14 protein-coding genes are annotated in these 16326 nt (G+C 71.5%); 11 read left to right on the top strand and 3 right to left on the bottom strand.

Annotation, left to right across the window (positions count from 1 at the left end):
• Positions 1-331: 331 nt before the first annotated feature.
• The 5 genes from ACFP1K_RS32490 to ACFP1K_RS32470 all read left to right on the top strand — a co-directional run bounded on the left by ACFP1K_RS32490 (position 332) and on the right by ACFP1K_RS32470 (position 7344).
• Positions 332-1081 carry a FadR/GntR family transcriptional regulator gene (locus tag ACFP1K_RS32490; protein WP_380760579.1) on the top strand — a complete coding sequence of 250 codons (750 nt, stop codon included), beginning with the start codon at positions 332-334 and terminating at the stop codon, positions 1079-1081.
• Between the two features lie 617 nt (positions 1082-1698).
• Entirely contained in the window at positions 1699-3345 is a 1647-nt protein-coding gene (locus ACFP1K_RS32485; protein WP_380760576.1) for a cellulose binding domain-containing protein, read from the top strand.
• 294 nt (positions 3346-3639) lie between these two features.
• A complete protein-coding gene (locus tag ACFP1K_RS32480) occupies positions 3640-4725 on the top strand; it encodes a sugar ABC transporter substrate-binding protein (protein WP_380760574.1) in 1086 nt (361 codons plus the stop codon).
• A gap of 11 nt (positions 4726-4736) precedes the next feature.
• Positions 4737-6305: a sugar ABC transporter ATP-binding protein gene (locus ACFP1K_RS32475; RefSeq protein ID WP_380760572.1), complete on the top strand. Its 1569-nt coding sequence runs from the start codon at positions 4737-4739 to the stop codon at positions 6303-6305.
• On the top strand, positions 6298-7344 hold the full coding sequence (locus ACFP1K_RS32470) for an ABC transporter permease (protein ID WP_380760570.1): 1047 nt from the start codon (positions 6298-6300) through the stop codon (positions 7342-7344). The genes ACFP1K_RS32475 and ACFP1K_RS32470 overlap by 8 nt, the downstream gene beginning before the upstream one ends.
• Positions 7345-7364: 20 nt before the next feature.
• Here the strand turns inward: ACFP1K_RS32470 and larE are convergent, their stop codons facing one another.
• Genes larE through ACFP1K_RS32455 form a run of 3 tightly spaced genes read right to left on the bottom strand, consistent with a single transcriptional unit; the run spans position 7365 to position 10201 of the window.
• Entirely contained in the window at positions 7365-8204 is an 840-nt protein-coding gene (gene larE, locus ACFP1K_RS32465; protein ID WP_380760568.1) for an ATP-dependent sacrificial sulfur transferase LarE, read from the bottom strand.
• A complete protein-coding gene (locus ACFP1K_RS32460) occupies positions 8197-8907 on the bottom strand; it encodes a FadR/GntR family transcriptional regulator (RefSeq protein WP_380760566.1) in 711 nt (236 codons plus the stop codon). Before ACFP1K_RS32460 ends, larE begins: the two co-directional genes overlap by 8 nt.
• A gap of 1 nt (position 8908) precedes the next feature.
• Complete coding sequence (locus ACFP1K_RS32455; protein ID WP_380760564.1) at positions 8909-10201, bottom strand: L-fuconate dehydratase; 1293 nt, start codon at positions 10199-10201, stop codon at positions 8909-8911.
• A gap of 215 nt (positions 10202-10416) precedes the next feature.
• Between ACFP1K_RS32455 and ACFP1K_RS32450 the strand changes: the two genes are divergently transcribed.
• The 6 genes from ACFP1K_RS32450 (at position 10417) to ACFP1K_RS32425 (ending at position 15991) form a co-directional block, all read left to right on the top strand.
• Positions 10417-11217 (top strand): fumarylacetoacetate hydrolase family protein, encoded by an 801-nt coding sequence (locus ACFP1K_RS32450; protein ID WP_380760562.1) that lies wholly within the window; start codon positions 10417-10419, stop codon positions 11215-11217.
• Positions 11214-11969, top strand: a complete 756-nt coding sequence (locus tag ACFP1K_RS32445) for an SDR family NAD(P)-dependent oxidoreductase (RefSeq protein WP_380760560.1) — start codon at positions 11214-11216, stop codon at positions 11967-11969. Before ACFP1K_RS32450 ends, ACFP1K_RS32445 begins: the two co-directional genes overlap by 4 nt.
• A 45-nt stretch (positions 11970-12014) precedes the next feature.
• Positions 12015-13271 (top strand): nickel-dependent lactate racemase, encoded by a 1257-nt coding sequence (gene larA / locus ACFP1K_RS32440; RefSeq protein ID WP_380760558.1) that lies wholly within the window; start codon positions 12015-12017, stop codon positions 13269-13271.
• 94 nt (positions 13272-13365) lie between these two features.
• The gene (larB, locus tag ACFP1K_RS32435; RefSeq protein WP_380760556.1) at positions 13366-14031 is read left to right on the top strand and encodes a nickel pincer cofactor biosynthesis protein LarB; all 666 of its coding nucleotides are present in this window, start codon (positions 13366-13368) and stop codon (positions 14029-14031) included.
• Positions 14028-15143 (top strand): nickel pincer cofactor biosynthesis protein LarC, encoded by a 1116-nt coding sequence (larC, locus tag ACFP1K_RS32430; protein ID WP_380760553.1) that lies wholly within the window; start codon positions 14028-14030, stop codon positions 15141-15143. The genes larB and larC overlap by 4 nt, the downstream gene beginning before the upstream one ends.
• Positions 15140-15991 (top strand): amidohydrolase family protein, encoded by an 852-nt coding sequence (locus ACFP1K_RS32425; RefSeq protein WP_380760551.1) that lies wholly within the window; start codon positions 15140-15142, stop codon positions 15989-15991. Before larC ends, ACFP1K_RS32425 begins: the two co-directional genes overlap by 4 nt.
• Positions 15992-16326: the final 335 nt, after the last annotated feature.

Here is a 16326-nt window from a genome sequence, read left to right as displayed (position 1 = left end):
GTGGAGCAAATACGACGCGATCGCTTTCGTCAACGGCTCGGCCTTCGATGTCACACCAGCTCCCGGCCCTCATGGCGGCCTGTCATGCGGATATCCGGCATCGGCGATGACGCTCGCGGGTCTGATGTAGGTGAAACTTTCATCGGCGGATATCCCATGTCCGTTCTCCCCCGCCCGGGGATCGACACGGGTGCCTGCTCGTGGCGGCATTGTTCCGGCAGTGGTCTTGGCATGTGTCTTTCTTGATCCCGCAGTCCGTGGTGGCGGACGTGATCGCGCCGCGCGTGGGGGCGGGTGGTCGTCTCCCGGCCCTAGGGACGAAAATTCATCTATGTCGTTGACCGAGCAGGCGATCGAGCACATCAGGCGGCTCATCATGGAAGGAGTGCTGTTGCCGGGTTCCCGGTTGCCTCCCGAACAGGAGCTGGCCGTGGAACTGGGTTTGTCCCGGAATCTGCTCAGGGAGGCCGTGCGCTCCCTCGTCACCATCCGCGTGCTGGAGGTGCGCAGGGGCGACGGCACGTTCGTGACGAGTCTCAAGCCCGACCTGCTGCTCGAAGGAGTCGGCCTCGCCGTCGAGATGATGCGGGGCGACGACCTCCTGGAGATCATGGAGGTGCGCCGGCTGTTCGAGCCCGTCGCCACCGGGCTGTCGGCCACGCGTATCAGCGCCGGCCAGCTCGCGGTGGTCGAGCGCCACCTCCAGGCGATGGTCGCCGCCCAGGACGACGTCGAGGCGCTCAACCACCACGACGACGCCTTCCACCGTGCCGTGTTCGAGGCGACGGGCAACAGATCGCTGTTCGCCCTGCTCGGCGGCATCTCGGGCCGGACACTCCGTGCCCGGGTGTGGCGCGGGCTGGTGGAGGACAACGTGGCCGGCCGCACCGTCGCCGAGCACACCGCCATCTACCAGGCACTGGCGGACGGCGACGCCTCCCTCGCCCACGCGGCGGCGCTCGTACACGTGAGCACCACGGAGACCTGGCTGAGGAGGAACCTCGCCAGATCGTTCACCGACGCCGAGGCGCGGGAGCGCACCGCTCGCACCGACGCCGATGGCGCGGTGGTCGCGCACTGAGAGGGGTGCGGCCGCCCGAGCCGTTCGTCAGGTGATCGTGCGGGCGGTTCGGTTTCGCCGCGGGCCGTCAGGCGGGTCAATGGGGCTGTTAGCGCTAACAGCGAAGCCTTGAATGACCGCCCCTTTCGTGCGCCGGGGGTGGCGGTGCGCGGAGCCCATACGACCCGGACGGTTCCCGTCAAGGCGCCGCGTCTCGCCCTCGCGGGCGCCGCGTCCGCGGGGGCCATGGACTCATCTGGTCCCGCGAGGGTCCGGTCGCACCGGGCCGGGGCGGAGCGGCGGTGAAACGTTCAACCGGGGCCCGACCCGCGGGCATGAAGTTTTCGGCGGGGTGCGGTGCTCCCATGTGTGACCGGCCCCCGAATCACGAGCACTCGGACCCCACTCGGCCCTCGGAAGGCCGAGGCCGGGCCTTGACGGGATTCAGATCCTTCGTATTTGCTCCGCCGTGTCATCGAATCCTTGGCGCTGCCGTCGAGTTAGTCCTTGCCGGGACGTTGTTCGCGCTAACAAACCTGGCTCCGCGTCGAGAGCCGGGGCTGTGCGGGGCTGTGATCGCCGCGAGGCCCGGGCGCATGGCTCTCCCCGCTCACCTGTAGGAGGAAACATTGCGAAAGGTGGGATCTCGCCCCCTCTCGGTCGCACTCGCCGCCGGGGTGCTCGCCGGCGGCCTGCTGGCCGTCCAGCCGGAGGCCGGCGCCCTGGAGAACGGCGTGGCGCGCACACCGCCCATGGGCTGGAACTCCTGGAACACGTTCGGCTGCAACATCAGCGAGTCGCTGATCAAGGGGATGGCCGACGCCATCGTCAACTCCGGGATGCGTGACCTGGGTTACCAGTACGTCGTGGTCGACGACTGCTGGATGAACTCCACCCGGGACTCGGCGGGGAACCTCCAGGCCAACGCGTCGCGGTTCCCGAGCGGGATGAAGGCGCTCGGGGACTACCTGCACGCCAGGGGGCTGAAGTTCGGCATCTACCAGGCTCCGCTGGACAGGACCTGCGCGCAGTACTTCGGGTCGTACCCGGGCGCGACCGGCGCTCAGGGACACGAGACCCAGGACGCCAGGCAGTTCGCCGCCTGGGGGGTGGACTACCTGAAGTACGACTGGTGCTCGCCGAGCGGCACCATCGACGACCAGGTGCGCACGTTCGCGAGGATGCGCGACGCGCTGGCGGCGGCCGGGCGGCCGATCCTGTACAGCATCAACTCCAACAGCATCCACGACAAGACCGGGCCGCGGCGCAACTGGGGCGACGTCGCCAACATCTGGCGGACCACCGAGGACATCACCAACGCGTGGAACACCGGTCAGACCAACGGGTACCCGATGGGCATCCAGAACATCGTCGACGTCACCGTCCCGCTCGCCTCGTACGCCAGGCCGGGGGCGTTCAACGACCCCGACATGATGGAGGTCGGCCGTGGCGGCATGACCGACACCGAGATGCGCAGCCACTTCGCCCTCTGGGCGATGATGGCCTCCCCCCTGATCGCCGGGAACGACCTGCGCAACATGAACGCCGCGACACAGACGATCCTGAAGAACCAGAACCTGATCGCGATCAACCAGGACACGCTCGGCCTGCAGGCCACCCAGATCAGCAACGACGGGTCGCGGCGCGTGCTGGCGAAGAGGCTCGGCAACGGCGACGTCGCGGTCGCCCTGTTCAACCAGAGCGGAAGCACCACGACCGTCAGCACCACCGCGTCCGCGATCGGTCTCTCCGGGGGCTCGTTCACCCTGCGCGACGCCTGGACGAACGCGAGCAGCAGCAGTACCGGCGCCATCTCGGCCAGCGTGCCGTCCCACGGCACGGTGGTGTACCGGGTCACCGCCGGCACGACCCCGACCCCCACCCCGACCGTGACGCCGACCGTGACGCCGACCGTGACACCGACACCGACCGTGACGCCGACCGTGACGCCGACGCCGACCCCCACGCCGAGCGGTCAGCCGGGCGGGTGCGCGGCGACGTACCGGCTGGTCAACAGCTGGGGCGGCGGCTTCCAGGCCGAGGTGACGGTCGCCAACACCGGGTCCCCGGCCATCAACGGCTGGACCGTGAGGATGACGCTGGCCGGCGGGCAGGCCATATCGAGCCTGTGGAACGGCGTGAACACCGGCACCAGCGGCACGATCTCCGTGGCGAACGCCCCCTACAACGGCGGCATCCCCGGCGGCGGCTCGACGACGTTCGGATTCACCGCCAACGGCGACGGCTCGGCCACCCCGACCGGCGTGTCCTGTACGAGCCGGTAAAACTCCCGTCGGTGACGGAGACATCACATGTCTCCGTCACCGACGCTCGTCTACGGGGACAGACATCGGATCACTGAGGGTAGTTCGCCACTATTTCCAGGGATTTTCGCGATTCTCACGCCGAGGTCTGGACACCGGCCGAGGTTTGGTCATAGAAAGACATCCCATGTCCTGTCGGTGATTGAGCGGGCCCGAGGCGATCCCCTGGAGATCCACCTGCCAGAGGCCTGGGCCCGTCTGAGTGCGATGCGGCCGGCGACGGCGACGCAGCCGTGTGCTTCAAGAGGAGAGACGATGGAACGCAGACGGTTCGCGCTCGTCGCGGCCTTGGCCATATCGGGGTGTCTGGTCGCGGCCTGCGGCGGGAACGGCGGGGGCGGGGGCGGAGGCGGGAGCACCGGGGCCGGGAGCGCGCCGGCGAAGCCGGTCATCGGCGTGGACTACCCGCGCTCGGACACCGACTTCTGGAACTCCTACATCAGCTATGTGCCGAAGAGCGCCGACGAGCTGGGGGCGGAGCTCAAGATCACCAACTCCCAGAACGACATCGCCAAGCTGACGGCCAACGTGCAGACCCTGATCGGGCAGGGTGTGCGCAGCGTGGTGATGGCGCCGCAGGACACCGCCGCCGTGGCTCCCACGCTTCAGCAGCTCGAGGGAAAGAAGATCCCCGCCGTGCTGGTGGACACGCGGCCGGACACCGGCAACGCCTTCATGGTCGTGCGCGCCGACAACCGGGCGTACGGGGAGAAGGCCTGCCGTTTCCTCGGCGAGAAGCTCCAGAGCACGGGCAAGGTGGTCATGCTGCAGGGCGACCTGGCGTCCATCAACGGCCGGGACCGCACCGAGGCGTTCAACGAGTGCATGAAGCAGAACTACCCCGGCATCAAGGTCTTCGGTGAGGCCACCAAGTGGGACGGGGCGATCGCCGCGCAGAAGCTGTCGACGGTCCTCACCGCGAACCCGGACGTCAAGGGCGTGTACATGCAGTCCAGCTTCGCCCTCGCCGGCACGCTCCAGCTGCTCAAGCAGCGCGGCCTCCTGGTCCCGCCGGGCGACCCCAAGCACGTCTTCGTGGTCTCCAACGACGGCATCCCGCAGGAGCTGAAGGAGATCGCCGCCGGGAACATCGACGCCACCGTCTCCCAGCCGGCCGACCTCTACGCGAAGTACGCGCTGATGTACGCCAAGGCGGCGGTCGACGGCAAGACCTTCCAGCCCGGCAAGACCGATCACGACAGCACGATCATCCAGGTCCGTCCGGGCCTGCTGGAGGACCAGCTGTCCGCGCCTCTCGTCACGGCCGACGGCGCCACGTACGGAGGGATCCCCAGCGTGAAGAACGACGACAAGTCGCTGTGGGGCAACAACCTGAGCTGAGAGGTCCTGTCATGGGCGAGTTCGCGGGAGGGCCCGCGAGCCCTTCACCCGCCCGAGGCGGCGAGCCGGTCCACACGGGCCGGCCCGCCCTGGCGGAGGCTGAGCGCATATCCAAGAGGTACGGCGAGACGGTGGCTCTGCACCGTGCGCACATCGCGATCGAACCGGGGGAGGCCCACGCCCTGGTGGGCCGCAACGGCGCGGGCAAGTCGACCCTGGTCTCCATCCTCACCGGCCTGCAGGGGCCGGACGAGGGCGAGGTCCGTTTCTCCGGGGTCCCCGCTCCACGGCTGTCCGATCGCGACGCGTGGCGCGCGCGGGTCGCCTGCGTGTACCAGAAGTCCACGATCATCCCTGAGCTGACCGTGGCGGAGAACCTGTTCCTGAACCGGCACGAACGCAACAGGCTGGGGCTGGTCGGCTGGAAGAACCTCTGGCGGAAGGCGGCCGGGCTGCTGGAGATGTGGTCGGTGGACGTCGACGTCCGGCGGCCGGCCGGCGAACTCGGGGTCGAGCAGCGGCAGTTCGTGGAGATCGCGCGGGCGCTGTCGTTCGGCGCGAGGTTCATCATCTTGGACGAGCCCACCGCCCAGCTCGACGGCGGGGCGATCTCCCGGCTCTTTGAGCGGATGCGGGCGATGCGGGAGCAGGGCGTCACCTTCCTGTTCATCAGCCATCACCTGCAGGAGATCTATGAGATCTGCGACACGGTCACGGTCTTCCGGGACGCCCGGCACATCCTCACCGCGCCGGTGGCGGAACTGCCGCAGGGGGACCTGGTGGCCGCGATGACCGGCGAGGCCGCGGGCCTTCGGCGGCACGTCGCCCGCCCACCGGTCCGGCCGGACGCCTCGGTCGTCCTGGACGCCGAGGGCCTGACCGACGGCGGCACCTACCACGAGGTGGACCTCCGGGTCCGCTCGGGTGAGATCGTCGGTCTGGCCGGTCTCGGGGGCAGCGGCAAGACGGAGCTCGCCGAGACCATCGTGGGCCTGCGGGCCCCGCGGGCGGGAACCGTGCGGGTGGCCGGCGGCAGTCCGCGTCCCGGGAGCGTACCGGCCTCGCTGGGCGCCGGCGTGGGGTTCGTGCCGCGGGACCGTCACCACCAGGGCCTGGTGCCGTTGATGTCGATCGCCGACAACGCCACGATGACCATTCCCGAACGGCTCGGCTCGGCGGGCTTCGTCAGCGGCAGGCGCCGGGACGAGCTGGCCCGCGAAATGATCGGCAATCTGGCGATCAAGACGCCCGGCCCCGAACTGCCCGTCTCGGGTCTGTCCGGCGGCAACCAGCAGAAGGTCGTCATGGCCCGCGCCCTGGCGAACGATCCCCGCCTGCTCGTGCTCATCACGCCGACCGCCGGCATCGACGTCCGATCGAAGGAATTCCTGCTGGGCAAGGTCGAGGAGATCGCCGGGAACGGGACCGGCGTCGTGATCGCCTCCGACGAACTCGACGATCTGCGGCTGTGCGACCGGGTGCTCGTGATGTTCCACGGCCGTGTCGTCGCGGAACTGGCCGCCGGATGGCACGACAACGAGATGGTGGCCGCCATGGAAGGAGTCGACCTCGATGCCTGAGACCACCGCCGCGCAGGCCGCGACGGGACGCCCGCCGGGCTCCCCGCCGCCGGAGGGCGGGCAGAGGCCTCGCGCCGGGCTCCGCCTGGCACGGCTGCGGGACCTCGCGCTGGTCCCCGCGGTCGTCGTGATCGCGGTCGTCGGGCAGATCGTCAACCCGATCTTCCTGCAGGGCGACAACGTGATCAACATCCTGCAGACGATGTCGGAGATCTCGCTGCTCGTGCTGGCGCAGACGCTCGTCCTGGTCGGCGGGAGGATGGACCTCTCGCTCGAGTCGACCTTCGGGCTGGCGCCCGGGGTGGCCGCCTGGATGACGGTCGCGGCGGGGGCCGGGCACGGGCTCGGGCTGCTTCCGGGGGCGTGGGCCATCCCGGTGACCCTCGCCGTCGGGGCGCTGGCGGGGGTGGTGAACGCGCTGTTCATCGTCCGTTTCGGGCTCAACGGCTTCATCGTCACCCTCGGCATGCTCATCGTGCTGCGCGGGCTCCTCACCGGCATCTCCGGGGGGCAGACCTTCTTCAACCTTCCGCCGTCCATGACCTACTTCGGCTCGACCATGTGGTTCGGCGTGCCCGCGTCGATCTGGATCTGCCTGCTGCTGTTCGCGCTGGGCATCGTGCTCCTGGGGTACACCCGGTTCGGCCGCTCGCTGTACGCCATCGGCGGGAACATCGACGCCGCCAAGGCGGCCGGCATCCACACCGGCCGGGTCCTGTGGATCACGCTCGTCTCCGCCAGCCTTCTGGCCGCGATCGGCGGCCTCCTGCTCTCGGGCCGGCTGGCCTCCGTCGCCGCGGGCCAGGGCAACGGAGCGATCTTCACGGTGTTCGCCGCCGCCGTCATCGGCGGCGTCAGCCTCAACGGCGGCAAGGGCACGGTGTTCGGCGCCTTCACCGGCATCCTGCTGCTCTACATGATCCAGAACGTCCTCACCCTCGCGGGCGTCCCGGCGCAGTGGATCGAGGCGCTCAACGGCGGGATCATCCTCACCGCCCTCGCCATCTCCCGCCTCACCGGCGGGAAGGTCCAGGAATGATCGGCCGCGGGGGCCGGCCGCTACGAAGGGAGCAGCGGCAGCAGCGCGTTGAGGCGGCCGGACGCGAACCCGGAGAGATCCAGCGAGCAGAACGTGAAGCCGGCGCCGCGGACCGCGGCGTCGACCCGCTCGCGCAGCTCACCGACGCGGGGGATCTCGGCTCGCGGCACCTCGATCCTGGCGACCGTGCCACCGGAGTGGGCGCGTACCCGGCACACCGGGAAGCCGAGATCGCGCAGCGCCGCCTCCGCGGCCTCGACCCTGCCGAGGACCTCGGGAGTGACCGGCTCTCCGTAGCTCACCCGCGAGGCCAGGCAGGGCGCGGCGGGCTTGTCCGCGGTGGACAGGCCAAGCTCCCGGCTGACCGTGCGGACGCCGGCCTTGGTCAGCCCGGCGTCCACCAGCGGCGCGATGGCCCCGCGCTCGGCGGCGGCGCGCTGCCCGGGCCGGTGGTCGCCGAGGTCGTCGAGGTTGGTGCCGAGGGCGACGCGCGCGCCCATCGCCGCCGCCAGCGGCGCCAGCGCGTCGAACAGCGCCGACTTGCAGTGGTAGCAGCGGTCGGCGCCGTTGGCGGCGTACTCGGGCCGGTCGGATTCGTCCGTGCACACTTCGAGGTGGGCCAGGCCGTGCCGTCGCGCGAACGCGCGGGCCGCCGTCCGTTCGGAGGCGGCCAGGCTGGGGGAGACCGCGGTCACGGCGAGCGCCCGCGCGCCGAGCACCCGGGAGGCGGCGAAGGCCAGCAGCGCGGAGTCGGCGCCGCCGGAGTAGGCGACGACGACGGCCTCCTCCCGGCGCAGCCGGGCCGTCAGGCGCTCCATGCCGTCGCCGGCCGGTCGCGCGGAGGCGGGGTGATCAGTCATCGACGGCACCGCCGAAGGCGTGCGCGCCGGTGAGGCTCTCCTCCACGCCGAGGACGTGCAGGGCGGCGTGGAGACGGGCCCGCTCGGGGTCTCGCTCCCGCAGGGCCCGGAGGATGGCCCGGTGCTCCCGCAGGGTGCGCCGGACCGCGCCGGGGTCGGTCACGCCGCGCCAGATCCTGGCCCGTACGGTGCGGCCGGACATGTTCTGGATGACGGCGGCGAGCACGGGGTTGCCGCAGTGCGAGATGATCAACGAGTGGAAGTCCTCGTCGAGGGCGATCAGTTTCCCGTGGTCGACCTCGCTCTCGGCGACGAGACTCTCGGCCTCGTCGAGCAGCTCGCCCAGGCGGTCGAGGTCGGCGCCGGGGATACGCGTGGCGGCCATCGTCGTCGCCTCCGACTCCAGGATCCTGCGCACCTGGAGGAACTGCCCGGCCCCGGCGGCCACGTGGAAGTCGGCGGCGAAGCCCATCCCGCCCAGCAGGACGTCGGGCGACAGGCTGGTGACGTAGGTGCCGTCGCCCTGGCGCGTCTGGAGGACCCGCATGGCGATCAGCGCCCGGACGGCCTCGCGCAGCGTGTTGCGGGCGACGCCGAGCTGCTCGGCGAGGTCTTTCTCGACGGGGAGCTTCTGTCCCGGGCGCAGCTCCCCATCGATGATCATCTGCTTGATCGTGTCGATCGCGCCTTCGATGACACCCATCTCAGCCTCCCCAACGGTGTCCATCAGGGTAGCGGTGGGCGGCCACGGATTCAGGGTGCATGCGGCCGCTGTAGCCGGGCGCCTCGGGCAACCGGTAGCGGCCGCGCTCGACGCGCACGGGGTCGGTGAAGTGCTCGTGCAGATGGTCGACGTATTCGAGGACGCGTCCTTCGAGGCTGCCACTCACGCAGACGTAGTCGACGATCGCCATGTGCTGGACGAGCTCGCACAGGCCCACGCCGCCGCCGTGCGGGCACACCGGCACCCCGAACTTGGCCGCCATCAGCAGGACCGGGACGATCTCGTTGACCGAGGCCAGGCGGCAGGAGTCGATCTGGCAGTAGTCGATCGCCCCCGCCTGCAGGAACTGCTTGAACATGACGCGGTTGTGGCAGTGCTCGCCGGTGGCCACTCCGACGGGCGCGACCGCCTTGCGGATGGCCGCGTGGCCGAGGATGTCGTCGGGGCTGGTCGGCTCCTCGATCCAGAGCGGCTCGTACGGTGCGAGCCGGTTCACCCACTCGATGGCGTGCGGCACGTCCCACACCTGGTTGGCGTCGATCATCAGCGTCCGGTCGCCCAGCTCCTCGCGGGCGATCGACAGCCGGCGGATGTCGTCCTCCACCTTCGCGCCGACCTTGAGCTTGACGTGGGTCCAGCCTTCGTCGACGGCCTCCCTGCACAGGCGGCGGAGCTTGTCGTCGTCGTAGCCGAGCCACCCGGGCGAGGTGGTGTAGGCGGGATACCCGTGTTCGGCGAGCTCGGCGATCCGCGCCTCGCGCGTGGGGGCGAGCGCGGCCAGCATCTCGACGGCCTCGGCAGGTGTGAGCACGTCGGACAGGTAGCGGAAGTCGCAGGCGGCGACCAGTTCCTCGGGCGGCATGTCCGCGACGAGGCGCCACAGCGGCTTGCCCGCCCGGCGCGCCGCCAGGTCCCAGGCGGCGTTCAGCACGGCCGCGGCGGACAGGTGCACCACGCCCTTCTCCGGCCCCAGCCAGCGCATCTGGCTGTCGGCCATGATGTCGCGGTACAGGTCACCGAGGCCGGCCGCCACCGCGTCCACGTCGCAGCCCGTCAGGCGTTTCGCGATCTGCGTGGCCGCGGCCACGCACAGGTCGGTTCCCCGGCCGATCGTGAACGTCAGGCCGTATCCCGCCAGGTCGCGGTCGTCGGTCTCCAGCACGACGTACGCCGCCGAGTAGTCGCCGTCCGGGTTCATCGCGTCCGAGCCGTCGAGGGTGAGGGAGGTCGGGAACCTGATGTCGATCACGTTCACGGAGGTGATCGTCGGCATGGGGCGACTCCAATTGACCCGATGAATACGCTTTCGACAGTAAGGTGCTGCATGGAAGAGGTCAAGCTAACCGGCAGATGTCATAGCAAAGGGCTTTACATTAACCCGATGAATCTGACAGTCTCGCCACAACACATGCTCTTGGGAACCAGCGGAGAAGGCAGACCGTGAAGCTGATGCGTGTGGGTCCACCGGGCCGGGAGCGGCCCTGTGTCATGGGTCCCGACGGCCGGGTGCTGGAACTGTCGTCACTGACGGCGGACATCGACGGCGCCTTCTTGGAAGGCGGAGGGATCGAGCGGGTGCGGTCCGCCCTGGCGGACGACCGGCTCCCCGAGGCCGGGCCGTACGAGCGGATCGGTGCGCCGGTGGCCAGACCGGGGAAGATCGTCTGTATCGGGCTGAACTACTCCGACCACGCGGAGGAGACCGGGGCCACGGTTCCTCCCGAGCCGGTGGTCTTCCTGAAGGCGCCGGACACGCTCGTCGGTCCGGACGACGAGGTCCTGGTGCCGCGCCGCAGCGTGAAGACCGACTACGAGGTCGAGCTGGCGGTGATCCTCGGCGGCAGGGCCCGTTACCTGTCCTCGCCGGAGCAGGCGGCGCGGGTGATCGCCGGGTACGCGATCGCCAACGACGTCTCGGAGCGCGAGTTCCAGCTCGAGCGCGGCGGCCAGTGGGACAAGGGCAAGTCGTGCGAGACGTTCAACCCGATGGGGCCCTGGCTGGTCACCGCGGACGAGGTCGGCGACCCCCAGGCTCTCGGCCTGCGGCTGTGGGTCAACGGCGAGCTCCGCCAGAACGGCAGCACCAAGAACCAGATCTTCGGCGTGCACCACGTGATCTGGTACCTCAGCCAGTTCATGGTGCTGGAGCCCGGCGACGTGGTGAACACCGGCACCCCGGCGGGAGTGGCGCTCGGCCGCGGCCCCCGGGCGTACCTGCGGGGAGGCGACGTGGTCGAACTGGAGATCGACGGCCTCGGCCGCCAGCGCCAGCGGATGGGCCAGGCATGAGCGAGCCGGCCGGCGCCGGCGGGGAGTTCGGCGGCCTGGTGGCCGTCGTCACCGGCGGCGCCTCGGGCATCGGCCAGGCGGTCGCCGGGGAACTGGCCGCGCGGGGCGCCCGGGTGGGGGTCCTGGACCTCAAGGACACCGAGTTCGTGTGCGACGTCACCGACGACGCCTCCGTACGGCGGGCGGTCACGGCCGTGGCGGAGCGGTTCGGCCGGATCGACGTGCTCGTCAACAACGCGGGCATCGGTGCGCAGGGTACGGTCGCCGACAACGAGGACGCCGAATGGCTCGGGGTGTTCGACGTCAACGTGGTCGGCATCGTCCGCGTGACCCGGGCGGCGCTGCCGTACCTGCGCCGGTCGCCGCACGCGGCGGTCGTCAACACCTGCTCGATCGCCGCCACCGCCGGGCTGCCGCAGCGGGCGCTGTACTCGGCGTCCAAGGGCGCGGTGCTCGCGCTGACCCGCGCGATGGCGGCCGACCACATCCGCGACGGCATCCGCGTCAACTGCGTCACCCCCGGCACGGTCGACACCCCCTGGGTGGGACGGCTGCTGGACGCGGCCCCCGACCCGGTCGCCGAGCGCGCGGCGCTGTGCGCCCGGCAACCGCACGGGCGGCTGGTGACGCCGCAGGAGGTCGCCCACGCCGTCGCCTACCTCGCCGGCCCCGCCGCCGGATCGACGGTCGGGATCGAGCTGCCCGTGGACGGCGGTATGGCGGGGCTGCGCCTGAGACCGGCGGCCTCATGACGGCCGGCTCCGAGCCGGCCGCGGCGCCGCGGGAGGAACCTGGCCGTGCGGATTGACCTGGCCTACGGCACGGACGGGCTCGCCGTGGACCTCCCGGACGACCGGACCACCGTGATCACGCCGGTCGACCGGCTCGCCGTGGCGGACGAGGCCGCCGAACTGCGGCGTGCCCTGCGCGACCCCGTCGCGGGGCCGCCGCTGCGCGAACGCGTGCGGCCGGGGCAGACGGTCGCCATATCCGCCTGCGACGGCACCAGGCCGCAGCCGAGGCACCTCATGATCCCGGCGATCCTCGCCGAGCTGGACGGCGTGATCGGCCTGGACGACATCGTGATCCTGATCGCCACGGGCACGCACCGCGGCAACACCGGCACCGAGCTGCGCGCGATGTTCGGAGACCAGGTCGTGGACGCCGTGCGGATCGTCAACCACGACGCGCGCGACGCCTCCTCGCTGCGCTGGGCGGGCCGGCACGGCAAGGACGTCCCGGTGTGGCTCAACCGGGAGTGGCTCGACGCGGACGTGCGGATCACGACCGGTTTCGTGGAGCCGCACTTCTTCGCCGGGTTCTCCGGCGGCCCCAAGCTCGTGGCGCCCGGGCTCGCGGCCCTGGAGACCGTGCTCACCCTGCACGACGCGGCCCGCATCGGCGACCCGCGGGCCACCTGGGGGGTCATCGAGGGCAACCCGGTCCACGACGACGTCCGGGCCATCGCCGCCGCGACCGGCGTCACCTTCGCCCTCGACGTCATGCTGAACCGCCGCCAGAGGATCGTGCGGGCGTTCGGCGGCGATCTGCTGCCGATGCACGCCGCGGCCACGGCCGCCGTCCGGGCGACGGCGATGCGGCCGGTCGCGAGGCCGTTCGACGTGGTGGTGACGACCAACGCGGGCTTCCCGCTCGACCAGAACCTCTACCAGTCGGTGAAGGGCATGAGCGCCGCCGCGCAGGTGGTCAGGCCCGGGGGGACCATCGTCTGCGCCGCCGAGTGCCGGGACGGCTTCCCCGACCACGGCTCCTACCGGGAGGTGCTCACCTCCGCGGCGTCTCCGGAGGCGCTGTTCGAGGAGATCTCCCGCCGCGCCGTAACCGTGCCCGACCAGTGGCAGGTGCAGATCCAGGCACGCATCCAGCGCGCCGCCCGCGTGATCATGTACACCTCCGGCCTCGGCGACGCCGACCTGGCCACCGCCCACCTGGAGCGGACCCACGACGTCGCCGCCACCGTCGAGGCCCTCGCCGGGCGGGTGTGCGTGTTGCCCGAGGGCCCCATGACCGTCCCCTACCTCGCGCAGGAGTAGCCGTGCTCCGCTGTCCCCCGATCCACCCCCCGCCGCCCGGCGCGCTCGCGGCGACCGGTGGCCTCCTGCCCGTCGCCGGCCACGTCGTTCCCGCATGAACGGATCGTCCGACCTCGGGTACGCGCGGGTCGATCTCGGCCGGGAGGCCCGCCAGGGGCTGCCGGAGATCGTCTACGGCCCGGGCAAACAGGTGACCGAGATCGCCGGAATCGTCACCACCCTGCTCGACGGGAACACCGGGCCCGTCCTGGTGACGCGCGTCGAGCCCGGCGCGGCCGCGGCGGTGCTCGCGTCCGTCCCCGCCGGCCGGTACGAGCCGGCCGCGCGGCTGCTGGTCTGGCGCGAGGCCCCTCCGGCCGGGCACACCGTGGCGGTGGTCACCGCGGGGACCGCGGACGGCCCGGTCGCCGCGGAGGCGGCCGCCGTCGCGTCCGCTCTCGGCCTGCGCGTGACGGTCGTGCGGGACGTGGGAGTGGCGGGGCTGCACCGGGTGCTGGCGGTCGCCGCGGACCTGCGCGCGGCCGGCAGCGTGATCGTGATCGCCGGTATGGAAGGGGCGCTGGCCAGCGTCGTCGGTGGCCTCGTCGAGACGCCGGTGATCGCGGTGCCCACCTCCACCGGCTACGGCGCGGCGCTGGAGGGGGTGACGGCCCTGCTGGCGATGCTCACCTCCTGCGCGGCCGGGATCACCGTCGTGAACATCGACTCCGGGTTCGGCGCCGCGCTCGCGGCCTACCGCCTCACCAGGAGGCCGAGGTGATCCTCCATCTGAATCCGTTCAGCGGCCTGGCCGGGGACATGCTGCTCGGGGCGCTGCTGGACGCGGGGGCCTCCCTCGACGCCGTCCGGCGCGCCGTCGCCCTCACCGGCCTGACCGGATGGACGGTGGACGCCGAGGAGGTCCGCACCGGCCCGCTGATCGCCGTCCGTGTCCGGGTCGAGGTCGAGGACGACGCCACGGAGCGCTCCGCGTCGGAGCTGCAGATGATGGCGGCCCGGACCGGCCTGCCGATCGCCGAGGCCGCGCTCACCGCGATCGCCGAGGCGGAGGGCGCCCTGCACGGCGTCCCGGCCGCCGACGTGCACCTGCACGAGCTCGGCGGGCACGACACGCTGATCGACATCGTCGGCTGCGCGGCTGCGCTTCTCGACCTCGGTGTGACGCGCGTCCACTGCGCGCCGCTGCCGCTCGGCCGCGGCACCGTGCGCACCCGTCACGGTGTGCTGCCCGTGCCCGCTCCCGCCACGCTCGCCCTGCTCGGGGGGGCGATCGTCCGGGACGGGGGGGAGGGGGAGGCGGTGACCCCGACCGGGGCCGCGCTGCTCCGCGCCGCCGGGACGGTCTACGGCGCGGTGCCCGAGATGACGCTGCGGGCCACCGGGTACGGCGCCGGCACCCGGGAGATACCGGACCGCCCGAACGTGGTCGTGGCGATGCTCGGGGAGCCCACGGCCGAGACCGTCCGTCAGGTGGTTCTCTCCACCAACCTGGACGACGTGACCGGCGAGGTCCTCGGGTACGTCATCGAGCGGGTCCTGGCCGCGGGCGCGGCCGACGCGTGGGTCACGCCCGCGGTCATGAAGAAGGGCCGCCCCGCCCATGTCCTGAACGTGCTCACCTCTCTGGAGCTGGCCGGCCGCCTGCAGAAGCTGATCCTCGCCGAGACGGGCAGCCTGGGGCTGCGGCGCGGCATGGTCGAGAAGGTCGCGCTACCCCGTCGCTTCGAGACCGTGCGACTGTACGGGCAGGAGGTGCGGATGAAGCATGGGCCGGGGGGCGTCAAGCCCGAGCACGACGACCTGGTAAGGCTGGCCGCGGTCACCGGCAGACCGCTGAGGGAACTCGCACGAGAGGCTCTGGACGCACTGTGACTCGAATCGACGCGCACCATCACATGTGGGATCTGTCCCGGCGGTCACAGTCCTGGCTGGAGTCCCCGGCGATGGCACCCATCCATCGTGACTTCACCCTCTCCGACCACGCCGCCGAGGCGGCGAAGGCGGAGATCGGCGGCTCCGTCCTGGTGCAGGTCCTGGCCGACGCGGAGGAGACGCGTGAGTTCCTCGCGCTGGCGGCGCGGTCGGAGACGGTCGCCGCGGTGGTGGGCTGGGCCGATCTGACCCGGCCCGGCCTCGGCGACGAACTCGCCGCGCTGGCCGGGTCGCCCGGTGGGGATCTGCTGCGCGGGATCCGTCACCTGGTCCAGGGAGAAGCCGACCCGCGCTGGCTGGCGCGGGACGACGTGCGCGGGGGGCTGCGGCGGGTGGCGGCGGCCGGGCTGGCCTACGACCTGCTCGTCCTGCCGCACCAGCTGCCCGCCGCGATCGAGACCGTACGCGCGCTGCCCGAGCTGAGCTTCGTCCTCGACCACCTGGCCAAGCCGCCGATCGCGTCCGGAGACCTTGAACCGTGGGCCGGCCTGATCCGCGAGCTCGCCGCGGAGCCCAACGTGACGGCCAAGCTCTCCGGCCTCATCACGGAAGCGGCGTCCGACTGGGACGCGGACGCCCTGTGGCCGTACGTCGACGTCGCACTCGACGCGTTCGGCCCCGGGCGCCTGATGTTCGGCTCCGACTGGCCGGTATGCCTCCTCGCCGGCTCCCTTCCCCTGTGGGCGGAGACGGTGACGGAGTTGCTGACGCGGGCCGGGCTGCCGGCCGCCGAGCGTGAGGCGGTGTTCCGGGGGACGGCGGCACGCGTCTATCGCCTGAGCGGATGAGCGCCCGGCGGGCCGTGACCCGTCCGCCCGTGCCGGACGAGTGGCGCCCCGCGAGGAGCCGAAGTCGGCGGCTTCGGCACCGTGCGGGCTCGCCCGGACAGGCGGACGGGAGCATGCGGGATCAAAGGACGGTGTGCGTCAGGCGCGGCACGGGTCTCGGCACGCGCGCGATCGGACCGGCGCCGTGCGGCCGTCTCGCGGGAGGAGGTTCCGAAGCGCTGACGTGGACATGGGATGTCTTTCTACGGCTTTGATCCTTTGGTTGTCCAGACCCTATGTGACGCCTCCGTGTAAGTCGAGGTGCGGGGTCCGCCTTGAGGCTTGACCCCAGGAGT

Origin of the sequence: Sphaerisporangium aureirubrum, assembly GCF_042658925.1 — a bacterium.
GTDB classification, from domain to species: Bacteria; Actinomycetota; Actinomycetes; order Streptosporangiales; family Streptosporangiaceae; genus Sphaerisporangium; species Sphaerisporangium aureirubrum.
Note: the sequence above shows the minus strand (reverse complement) of the source record. Positions and strands in the feature narration are given on the sequence as shown.

What these genes read in the sequence shown, in the direction of transcription:
- ACFP1K_RS32490 (WP_380760579.1), top strand. Translation starts at nt 332, where the DNA reads ATGTCGTTGACCGAGCAGGCGATCGAGCACATCAGGCGGCTCATCATG.
- ACFP1K_RS32480 (WP_380760574.1), top strand. Translation starts at nt 3,640, where the DNA reads ATGGAACGCAGACGGTTCGCGCTCGTCGCGGCCTTGGCCATATCGGGG.
- ACFP1K_RS32475 (WP_380760572.1), top strand. Translation starts at nt 4,737, where the DNA reads ATGGGCGAGTTCGCGGGAGGGCCCGCGAGCCCTTCACCCGCCCGAGGC.
- ACFP1K_RS32470 (WP_380760570.1), top strand. Translation starts at nt 6,298, where the DNA reads ATGCCTGAGACCACCGCCGCGCAGGCCGCGACGGGACGCCCGCCGGGC.
- larE (WP_380760568.1), bottom strand. Translation starts at nt 8,204, where the DNA reads ATGACTGATCACCCCGCCTCCGCGCGACCGGCCGGCGACGGCATGGAG.
- ACFP1K_RS32460 (WP_380760566.1), bottom strand. Translation starts at nt 8,907, where the DNA reads ATGGGTGTCATCGAAGGCGCGATCGACACGATCAAGCAGATGATCATC.
- ACFP1K_RS32455 (WP_380760564.1), bottom strand. Translation starts at nt 10,201, where the DNA reads ATGCCGACGATCACCTCCGTGAACGTGATCGACATCAGGTTCCCGACC.
- ACFP1K_RS32450 (WP_380760562.1), top strand. Translation starts at nt 10,417, where the DNA reads ATGGGTCCCGACGGCCGGGTGCTGGAACTGTCGTCACTGACGGCGGAC.
- ACFP1K_RS32445 (WP_380760560.1), top strand. Translation starts at nt 11,214, where the DNA reads ATGAGCGAGCCGGCCGGCGCCGGCGGGGAGTTCGGCGGCCTGGTGGCC.
- larB (WP_380760556.1), top strand. Translation starts at nt 13,366, where the DNA reads ATGAACGGATCGTCCGACCTCGGGTACGCGCGGGTCGATCTCGGCCGG.